This is a genomic window from Pseudomonas sp. P7548 (assembly GCF_013386585.1).
GTDB lineage: Bacteria > Pseudomonadota > Gammaproteobacteria > Pseudomonadales > Pseudomonadaceae > Aquipseudomonas.
Genome location: NZ_JACARO010000008.1, coordinates 166,236 through 175,199, shown reverse-complemented (window position 1 = coordinate 175,199; position 8,964 = coordinate 166,236). Strand labels below are relative to the sequence as shown.

At 60.4% G+C, this 8,964-nt stretch carries 6 protein-coding genes and 1 rRNA gene; 4 read left to right on the top strand and 3 right to left on the bottom strand.

Annotation, left to right across the window (positions count from 1 at the left end):
* Positions 1-47: 47 nt before the first annotated feature.
* The 4 genes from rrf to HX803_RS04600 all read left to right on the top strand — a co-directional run bounded on the left by rrf (position 48) and on the right by HX803_RS04600 (position 3,886).
* Positions 48-163: ribosomal RNA gene (rrf, locus tag HX803_RS04615) — 5S ribosomal RNA — on the top strand.
* Positions 164-320: 157 nt separating this feature from the next.
* Complete coding sequence (locus tag HX803_RS04610) at positions 321-980, top strand: paraquat-inducible protein A (RefSeq protein ID WP_178919293.1); 660 nt, start codon at positions 321-323, stop codon at positions 978-980.
* Complete coding sequence (locus tag HX803_RS04605; protein ID WP_178919291.1) at positions 967-1,590, top strand: paraquat-inducible protein A; 624 nt, start codon at positions 967-969, stop codon at positions 1,588-1,590. The genes HX803_RS04610 and HX803_RS04605 overlap by 14 nt, the downstream gene beginning before the upstream one ends.
* Positions 1,583-3,886 carry a PqiB family protein gene (locus HX803_RS04600; RefSeq protein ID WP_178919289.1) on the top strand — a complete coding sequence of 768 codons (2,304 nt, stop codon included), beginning with the start codon at positions 1,583-1,585 and terminating at the stop codon, positions 3,884-3,886. The genes HX803_RS04605 and HX803_RS04600 overlap by 8 nt, the downstream gene beginning before the upstream one ends.
* A gap of 152 nt (positions 3,887-4,038) precedes the next feature.
* Here HX803_RS04600 and mksF read toward each other — a convergent pair whose 3' ends face one another.
* From mksF to mksB, 3 genes are read right to left on the bottom strand one after another with little or no spacing between them, the layout of a single operon-like run.
* A complete protein-coding gene (gene mksF, locus HX803_RS04595; RefSeq protein WP_178919287.1) occupies positions 4,039-6,879 on the bottom strand; it encodes an Mks condensin complex protein MksF in 2,841 nt (946 codons plus the stop codon).
* Entirely contained in the window at positions 6,876-7,583 is a 708-nt protein-coding gene (mksE, locus tag HX803_RS04590; protein WP_135290752.1) for an Mks condensin complex protein MksE, read from the bottom strand. The genes mksF and mksE overlap by 4 nt, the downstream gene beginning before the upstream one ends.
* Positions 7,573-8,850, bottom strand: a complete 1,278-nt coding sequence (gene mksB, locus HX803_RS04585; RefSeq protein WP_178919285.1) for an Mks condensin complex protein MksB — start codon at positions 8,848-8,850, stop codon at positions 7,573-7,575. Before mksB ends, mksE begins: the two co-directional genes overlap by 11 nt.
* Positions 8,851-8,964: the final 114 nt, after the last annotated feature.

Here is an 8,964-nt window from a genome sequence, read left to right as displayed (position 1 = left end):
AATTTGCTGAAGCGAGGCCAGCCGGTCACGATTCAGTACCCGAATTTCTTGACGACCATAGAGCATTGGAACCACCTGATCCCATCCCGAACTCAGTAGTGAAACGATGCATCGCCGATGGTAGTGTGGGGTTTCCCCATGTGAGAGTAGGTCATCGTCAAGATTAAATTCCAAAACCCCATTTGCGAGAGCAGATGGGGTTTTGTTTTGGGCGGTCGAAAACCGGATCACTCCACATCCCCCGACAAATTTGCACAGTTATTTCTGAACCAGACCACTAGAATAGCCACCTAACCTTTTTTAGAGTCTGAGCCCTACTTATGCCCGATCCGGTTGATGCCCTCGAGGTGTCGGATTTACCACTGGACGACCTGGTGGCATGCCATGAGTGCGATCTGCTGATGCGCAAACCAGCGCTCGCCCTCGGCGAAAAGGCCCAATGCCCGCGATGCGGTTACGAGCTCTACGCCCACCGTCACAACGTCGTTGAACGCAGCCTCGCGCTGGTGATCGCCGCGTTGCTGTTGTTCATTCCTGCGAACTTTTTACCCATCATGCAGCTCAACTTACTTGGGCAGACGTCCGAGGACACGGTATGGAGCGGCGTCGTCGGTCTGTTCGACACAGGCATGCAAGGTGTCTCCGTCGTGGTATTCCTGTGCAGCATGGGGATCCCCTTGCTCAAGCTGTTGTGCCAATTAGCCGTGTTGCTCAGCATTCGCTGGAACATCGGCCGCAGCTATGGGCTGCTGCTGTACCGCATCTACCACCACATGAAGGATTGGGGGATGTTGGAGGTCTACTTGATGGGCGTGCTGGTGGCGATCGTAAAACTCGCCGACATGGCCGCCATCACGATTGGCCTTGGGCTGGCCTGCTTTGTCAGCCTATTGATGGTTCAGGTGTTGCTTGAGGTGGTGATGTCGCCCCACCAGATCTGGGAAGCCCTATCAGGAGAGGACGAACATGCGGGCGATTGATGCAGGCATTCTGATTTGTACCGAATGCCACGAGTTGAACAAACAGGACCCCGACAGCGATGAGCAGATCTGCACCCGCTGCGGTGCGTTGATCCATGCCCGCCGTCCCAACAGTCTCACTCGTACCTGGGCGCTGCTGATTACCGCGGCCATCTTGTACATTCCTGCCAACCTGTTACCGATCATGACCATCAACTCGCTCGGTCAGGGTGACCCCAGTACGATCATGGCCGGGGTGATCCAGTTGATGCAGCATGGCATGTTCCCCATCGCTGCCGTGGTGTTTATCGCCAGCATCCTGGTGCCGACGTTCAAGCTGGTGGGCATCGGTCTGCTACTGTTCTCGGTGCAGCGCCATCAACCGCTGTCTGCGCAACAACGTATTGTGATGTACCGTTTTATCGAGTTCATAGGCCGCTGGTCCATGCTGGATATCTTCGTGATCGCCATCCTGGTGGCGGTTGTAAACTTTGGGCGACTTGCCAGTGTCGAGGCCAACCTCGGCGCTGCCGCGTTCGCCAGTGTGGTGATCTTGACGATGCTTGCCGCAGTAACTTTTGATCCCCGACTGATTTGGGATAACACGGAGTCGGACGACGACCATGAGTGATTTGCCAAAAGCTAAAACCCGCCCGGCCTCCAACTGGTCGGCCATTTGGGTCCTGCCCCTGATTGCGTTGATTATCGGCGGCTGGCTGGGATGGCGTGCCTATACCCAGCAGGGCATCGAAATCCAGGTTCGCTTTGAAAGCGGCGAAGGCATCCAGGTCAACAAGACCGAAGTGGTCTACAAAGGCATGCCGGTGGGCAAGGTCAAGGCCTTGGCCCTGGACGACGAGGGCAACAATCGCGGGGTGATTGCCACCATCGAGATGAACAAGGACGTCGAACAATACCTCAAGACCAACACTCGCTTCTGGCTGGTCAAACCGAGCGTCAGCCTCGCCGGTATCACCGGCCTGGAAACCCTGGTCTCAGGTAACTACATCGCCGCCAGCCCTGGCGATGGTGAGCCCACACGCAAATTCAAGGCGCTCTCCGAAGAGCCGCCGTTGTCCGATGCCAAGCCCGGCCTGCACCTGACGATCAAGGCCGACCGCCTCGGCTCCCTGAACCGCGGCAGCCCGGTGTTCTACAAGCAGATCCAGGTTGGCCAGGTCAAAAGCTACCTGCTGTCCGAAGACCAGAGCACCGTCGAGATCAAGGTCTACATCGAGCCGACCTACGCCAGCCTGGTGCGCAAACACACCCGTTTCTGGAACGCCAGCGGCATCAGCATCGACGCCAACCTCTCCGGCGTAAAAGTGCGCAGCGAATCCCTGTCCAGCATTGTCGCCGGCGGCATCGCCTTCGCCACACCGGAAAACCGCAAGGACAGCCCGCCCACCGACCCAAGCCTGCCGTTCCGCCTGTATGAAGACTTCGACGCCGCCGCAGCGGGCATCAAGGTCAAGGTCAAGCTCACCGACTTCGAAGGCCTGCAAGCCGGGCGCACACCGGTCATGTACAAAGGCATCCAGGTTGGTAGCCTGAAAACCCTGAAGATCGACCCGGACCTGTCCAGCGCCAACGCCGAGCTGACGCTCGACCCATTGGCAGAAGACTACCTGGTACAAGACACCCAGTTCTGGGTGGTCAAACCGTCGATCTCCCTGGCCGGCATCACCGGCCTGGAAGCCTTGGTCAAAGGTAACTACATCGCTATCCGCCCCGGCGACAAAGGCAGCGCGCCCCAGCGCGAATTCGTCGCCCGCGCCAAAGCGCCACCGTTGGACCTGCGCTCGCCAGGCCTGCACATGGTGCTGTTCACCGACAACCTCGGTTCCCTGGATGTGGGCAGCCCGATCCTCTACAAACAGGTCAAGGTCGGTTCGGTGCAGAGCTACCAGTTCTCGCGCAAGAACAAGCAACTGGTGATCGGCGTCCACATCGAGAAGGAATACGAAAACCTGGTCAACGGCTCGACGCGTTTCTGGAACGCCAGCGGCGTCACCCTGACCGGTGGCCTCACCGGCGGCATTCAGGTGAAAAGTGAATCCCTGGCCAGCCTGATGGCTGGTGGTATCGCCTTTGAAACCCCAGAGCCGAACGTGCCGTTGAAAAAGCGCATTCCGCGTTTCCGTCTGTTTGCCGACCGCGAAGCGGCCAATCAACACGGCACTCTAGTGACCATCAAGGTTGATCGCGCCGACGGCCTGCGCCCAGGCACACCGATCCGCTTCAAAGGGCTGGATGTGGGCAAGATCGAGAATGTCGACCTGAGTGCCGACATGCAATCGGTCCTGCTCAGCGCGCGCATTACCCAAGTGGCTGATCGCATTGCACGCACGGGCAGCCAGTTCTGGGTGGTCAAGCCTGAATTGGGCCTGATGAAAACCTCGAACCTGGAAACGTTGGTCACCGGCCAATACATCGAAGTGCAGCCCGCCGTCAAAAACGCCGGGCCGCAAAAAAGCTTCGTGGCGCTGGCCCAACCACCGGAAGCCGTGCACCAGGAAGAAGGCCTGAGCCTGACGCTCAGCGCGGCACGTCGTGGTTCGTTGAAGGAAGGCGTTCCCGTCACCTACCGTGAAGTGACCGTCGGCAAAGTCACCGGTTACGAGTTGGGCCAGACGGCCGACCGCGTGCTGATCCACATCCTTATCGAACCCAAATACGCACCGCTGGTACGCAGTGGCAGCCGTTTCTGGAACACCAGCGGTTTCGGCCTCGACTTCGGCCTGTTCAAAGGCGCAACGGTGCGCACCGAGTCCCTCGAAACCCTGGTGGCCGGTGGCATTGCCTTTGCGACACCAGACGGCGAGCGCATGGGCAACGCTGCACGGCCGCAGCAAACTTTCCCGCTGTTCGATAAGTTCGAGGATGAGTGGCTGACCTGGGCGCCCAAGATCCCACTCGGCAAATAAACCGCGTCGCCTTCATCGCGGGCAAGCCCGGCTCCCACAGTTGGAATGCGTACCTCTGTGGGAGCGGGCTTGCCCGTGAAGAGGCCAGAACAGGCAATAAAAAAGGCCCCTGGATTCTCATCCAGGGGCCTTTCGCATTTCAGCTGAAAAAATCAGACCTCATCCAACTCCGGCTCATCCGCCTGCACATTCACCGTCGCCTTCACCACATCATGACGACGGATGTACTTCCAATCCGCCTCATCGATATAGATCCCGTTCGGCCCGCTACCGCCCTCCAAGTCGATCGCCACCTGCGCCGACACCTGCGGCTTCACACTCGCCAGGATCGGCACAAAGCCCAACTGCAGGCTGGTTTCCAGCAACGCCGCCTGGTTCTTCTCGTCGATGTCCGCCGCTTCATCGAGGTAGTACGGCAGGCGCACGCGCCCCGCCTGGTCGCGGTCCATCAAGTGCAGCAACAAGTACATGTTGGTCAGCGCCTTGATGGTCATGGTGGTGCCGTTGGACGCCGCACCGTCGATGTCGGTATGAATCACCGGCTGGCCGTGCACCTTGGTGATCTCGAACGCCAGTTCGAACAAGTCCTTGAGGCCCAACTGGTTATGGTTGGCGGCCACCAGGCGAGCCAGGTATTCCTTGGCCTCTTCGTTCTTGTTGTCCTGCTCGGCGCTCTGGCTGAGGTCGAACACCGACAGCGTTTCGCCTTCCTCATACTGGCCGGCACTGTGGATGATCTGGTCGATGTGCTTGAGGGCTTCCTTGTTCGGCGCCAGCACGATGCGGAAGCTCTGCAGGTTGGACACCTGACGCTTGTTGATCTCGCGGTTGAACAACGCCAGTTGGTGCTCAAGGCTGTCGTAGTCGCTGCGGATATTGCGCAGGGTCCGCGCGATATCGGTGACCGCCGCCCGGCGTGCCTTGCCCAGGGTCAGGGCTTCGTCGGTACGGTGCGCATAGGCGTTGATCAGCAGTTGCAGGCGACGCTCAACGTCGTCCTCACTGTCGAACTTGGCCACGCCCTTGAGGCGCACTTGCGCATACAGCGCTTCGATCTGGCCATCAGCGCGCAGCAAGCCTTGCCAGCTGTCCTGATAGTCATTGAGCAGCGGCAGCAGGTTGTCCATGGAGTCGTCGACTGGGTCCATGAACGGTGTACCAAACGGCAAGTCAGCCGGTAGCAGCTGACGACGACGCAAGGCGTCATCCAGGGTGCGCTGCTTGGCTTCCATATCGCCAATCTGGCGGCCCACCAGTTGCAGCTTGGCCGACAGTTGCTGGACGCGCTCGGTAAACGCATCACTGGAGCGTTTCAACTCATCCTGGGCCGCTTCCATCTGCGCCAGGTTTTCGAGTTTCTCGCCTTCCTCTGCGCTCAGGGTTTGTGCGCGGCGGAAGTCTTCCAACGCTTTCTGCGCATCCAGCACCTGCTGGTACAACGCTTCGGTCTGGGTCTTGCTCGCTGCGCGGTCAGCGGCTACCGCCTGCTGGGTCTTGAGCTGCTTGAGTTCTTTTTCCAGGCGCTCCTTCTGGTCACGCAACGCTGCGCGGTCCGCCAGGGCCTGCAATGCCGGTGGCTCGATGTGCGAGATGTCGATGGACAGCCCCGGCACTTCAAAACGTTCACCCTTGAAGCCATCGAGGATCTGCTCCAGGGATTTGACCCAAAGGCCGTCCTCGTCCAGCGTGATGCCATGCTCGCCCAACGGCAGGCTGAACAACGAACTGTTGAACAGGCGCATCAGACGCTCGACGTCCTGCTGTGAGAATTCTTCGCGCAGCTTGGCGTAGCTGTTGTTGTCCGCGTGATCGAGCTGCTGCTTGACCGACTTCAGGCGCTTCTCCAGATCGCGCAAGCGTTCGTCCAAGTCCTCGGCGCTGAACTGCCGCGACTGCGCCAACGCGCCCGCCAGTTCATCGTGAGCATCCTTGGCCGCCAGCAACTGCTGCTCCAGCACCTTCACGTCATCGACCAGTGCAAAGCGATGCTTGAGCACCGACAGCTCGCCCAGCCAACGCTGGATGCCACTGATCTCCCGCTCCAGGCGCATCAGCTCCTGGGTGCCGCCGCGCTGGTCATTCTGCAGCGCGTCCTGCTCGTTACGGTAGTGCTCGGCCTGGATGGTCAGCTCTTCCTTGCGCGCACTGGCGTAGTCCGACCAAGTGCCCAGCAACGAATCCAGCAACGGCGACAGGCGATGCAGTTTGCCGCGCAGAACATCGCGCTGTTTCACCCCATTGGACAGCGCTTCCACCAGCGGCCCGGCGGCCACCAGCGAGTTGTAGTCCTGCTCCATGCGTCGCACATCACGGAAGGCTTCTTCGCACGCGGCGATGTAGTCCACGCTGCCGGAACGCAGGCTGTGTTCGAACGCATCGAGGAACAACTGCTTGAGCTTGGCCGCGGTGATTTCGCGCATGTGCAGCAGGTTGATAAACAGTGCGCGGAAGGTCTTCAGGCTCTGCTCGCTGGTGGAGCGCAGCGGAATCAACGTCAGGTCCAGTGGGATCGACGTGTGGCCACCCACCAGCAACCGGCGCAGTTCATCGGGCTTGAGTTCGTAGGCTTTCAGACCTTCGCGCTCAAGGTTGGTGAACAGCTCCTTCTGGCGCAGGCAGGTGTCGTTCTTCTGGTAGTGCGCCAGATCCAACTTGCCGGCATAGGCAAAGAACTGGTGACCGAAACCGCCGCCCGGGCCGCGACCGACCACACCGATCACGTGCGGGCCGTGGGGCAGGGACACTTCCACAAGGATGTAGCTGGTGTCGCTGGCAAAGTAGAACCGGCGCGATTGTTCCAGGGTGTACTTGCCGAAACTCATGTCCGACATGCGTGCCAAAATCGGGAACTGCAAGGCGTTGATCGACGCGGATTTACCCAGGTTGTTCGCGCCATACACCGACAACGGTTCTTCCAGCGGGAACAGGCCCAGGCTGTAACCGGCGGTGTTCAATAGGGCGAAGCGGCGGATGCCGTAGCGTTCCTTACTCATGCGTCGGTCTCCTGTTCTTCAGCAATGGCACGGGCCAGGGCGTCTTCTTCGCTCTCGTCTGCAAAGTCGCTCAGGTCCAGCGGGTCATCGGTTTTCAGCAGTTTTTCATCGCTGTCTTCATCGATGATCACCGGTGCCGGCAACGGCAACACGCTGTGGACGCTGGCCGCGAGGTCGCGGTCCTGCTGCACCGACAGACACACGTCGAGGAAGCGGTGCATCGGCGGCAGGAAGCGGTACACGCCGTTGTCTTCGCTGGCAAAGCCCAATTGGGTCATGCGGCGCATGATCTTTTCTTCGAGTTCTTCCTGGGTCTGCACTTCGGCCTGGATAAACAGGTCGCGGTACTTCTCCAGCAACGACGGCAACTCATCGCGGCCCAGACTGCCACCGTCGAGCACGGCAATCGGGTCGCGGCCCTGGTCGGCCAGGTGCTCGACGATGATGAAGGTGAACAGCGCCAGGCGTTGCGCGGTCTTGTTCACCTGTGCGGCGGCCACGGCAGTGTCCGGCACGAAATAGTAGAAGCCGCGCGTGTCGCACACCAGCTCAAAGCCCAGGGCCTTGAACAGCGTGCGGTACTGGTCTTGGAAGTTCGACAGTTGCGCGTACAGCTCCGGGTCGCGGCGGCTGACGTGGTAACCCTTGAACAGCTCGCGAAAGATCGGCGCCAGCTGGGACAGTTCGGAAAGATCAAGATGCATGAGGTGTGCTCGCGGAATTCTCGGTCGCTTCAACAGCGGCCGGGAGCAGGGCGAAGGAGCGCAGGCTGACCTGGTGCTCGTGTGTGTGGTAATCGCGGCGTTCCAGGCGTTCGCGCTTGAAGCGTTTTTCGCGGGACAGGCGCGAGAACCAGTACAGCAATTCGTCAGTGGCGCCGTTCGGTTCCTGCTCCAGCAGCCAGGTCATCAGGTCCGGCATCGGCAGTGCCTCTTCGCAGCGCTCGAGCATTTCCTTGACCGTGCGCGGTGCGCGCTGGGCGTCGCCTTTGTAGGACTTGTGCGCTTTTGGAAACTTTGCCGGTTTCGGTTCGAAGTTCGCCAGCGCGTACACATAAGCCTCCACCTGGCTCGCGCTGCCCAGAAAGGTGCTTTGCGGGCGGGTGAACATCGGCATGGCCGCCTGAGGCACCGCGTCCAGGCCTTTGCGGCGGATGGCCGACAGGGCCAGCGCCGCGCCACGGGTCACGGCGTTGTGGCGGCGTGCCTCTTCACGCAGGGGCAGCAGCAGTTCCCGCGCATGGCGCAAGGTCAGCTGGGCGCTGGTCTGCATTTCGAGAATGCGCGCGTGGGTGCGCAGCAGCATGTCGTCGTCCACCAGATGGCCTAGGCGCTGTTGCTCAGTCAGCAGGCGCAGCAACACGTTCTCCACCTTGCGCACGCCCTGCTCGAAGGCACCGTCGGCGTTCACCAGCTGGATCATTGGTTCGACGTATTCGTCCCAGGTCGCCAGGACCTCGGCGTAACGCTGGCGCAACGGGATCTGCCGGTCGCTGGTCTTGGCCCGGTCGGCCACGGCGGCGAGGGCCTGTTCGTCGTTGGCGAGTTTTTTCAGCACGTCCCGCACGCGCATGTCGAGCAAGCGCAGCTGGCGGGCCAGGTCGTGGCCATCACGGATGTCGAAGGCGTCCTGGATATAACCGGCCAGGCGCTCAAGGTGGCGCAGGTAGGCTTCGATTTCCAGGCACAGGCCAAGCCGGTGCTCCTTGCGAAGATAGGCCAGGAAGTCGTGGATCTGCGCATTGAGCTCGAAACGGTTCGGGCTCTTGGCGACAGGCACCAGGATATCCAGGCGAATCCACACGTCCAGCAGGCTGGTTATGTCCTGTGGCGTGCTGTCCAGTTGTTGGGCGGCCAATTGTGCGCGCAGTTCGCCCAGGCTCAAGGTGCCTTGGTCGAAGTGTTCGCACAGTGGCTCAAGTAAGGCCCAGTGTTCGGCGAGGGCGCGCAGGACGCGCTTGGGTTCGATCATGGGAAAGGCCGCTGGTTGGCGATGAAAAGTCGCGATTGTACTGCATCGGGCGGGGGATTTATCCACAGCCGGTCAGTGCGCAGTGGGCGATTGTTGCCGAACAGCGGTAGAATC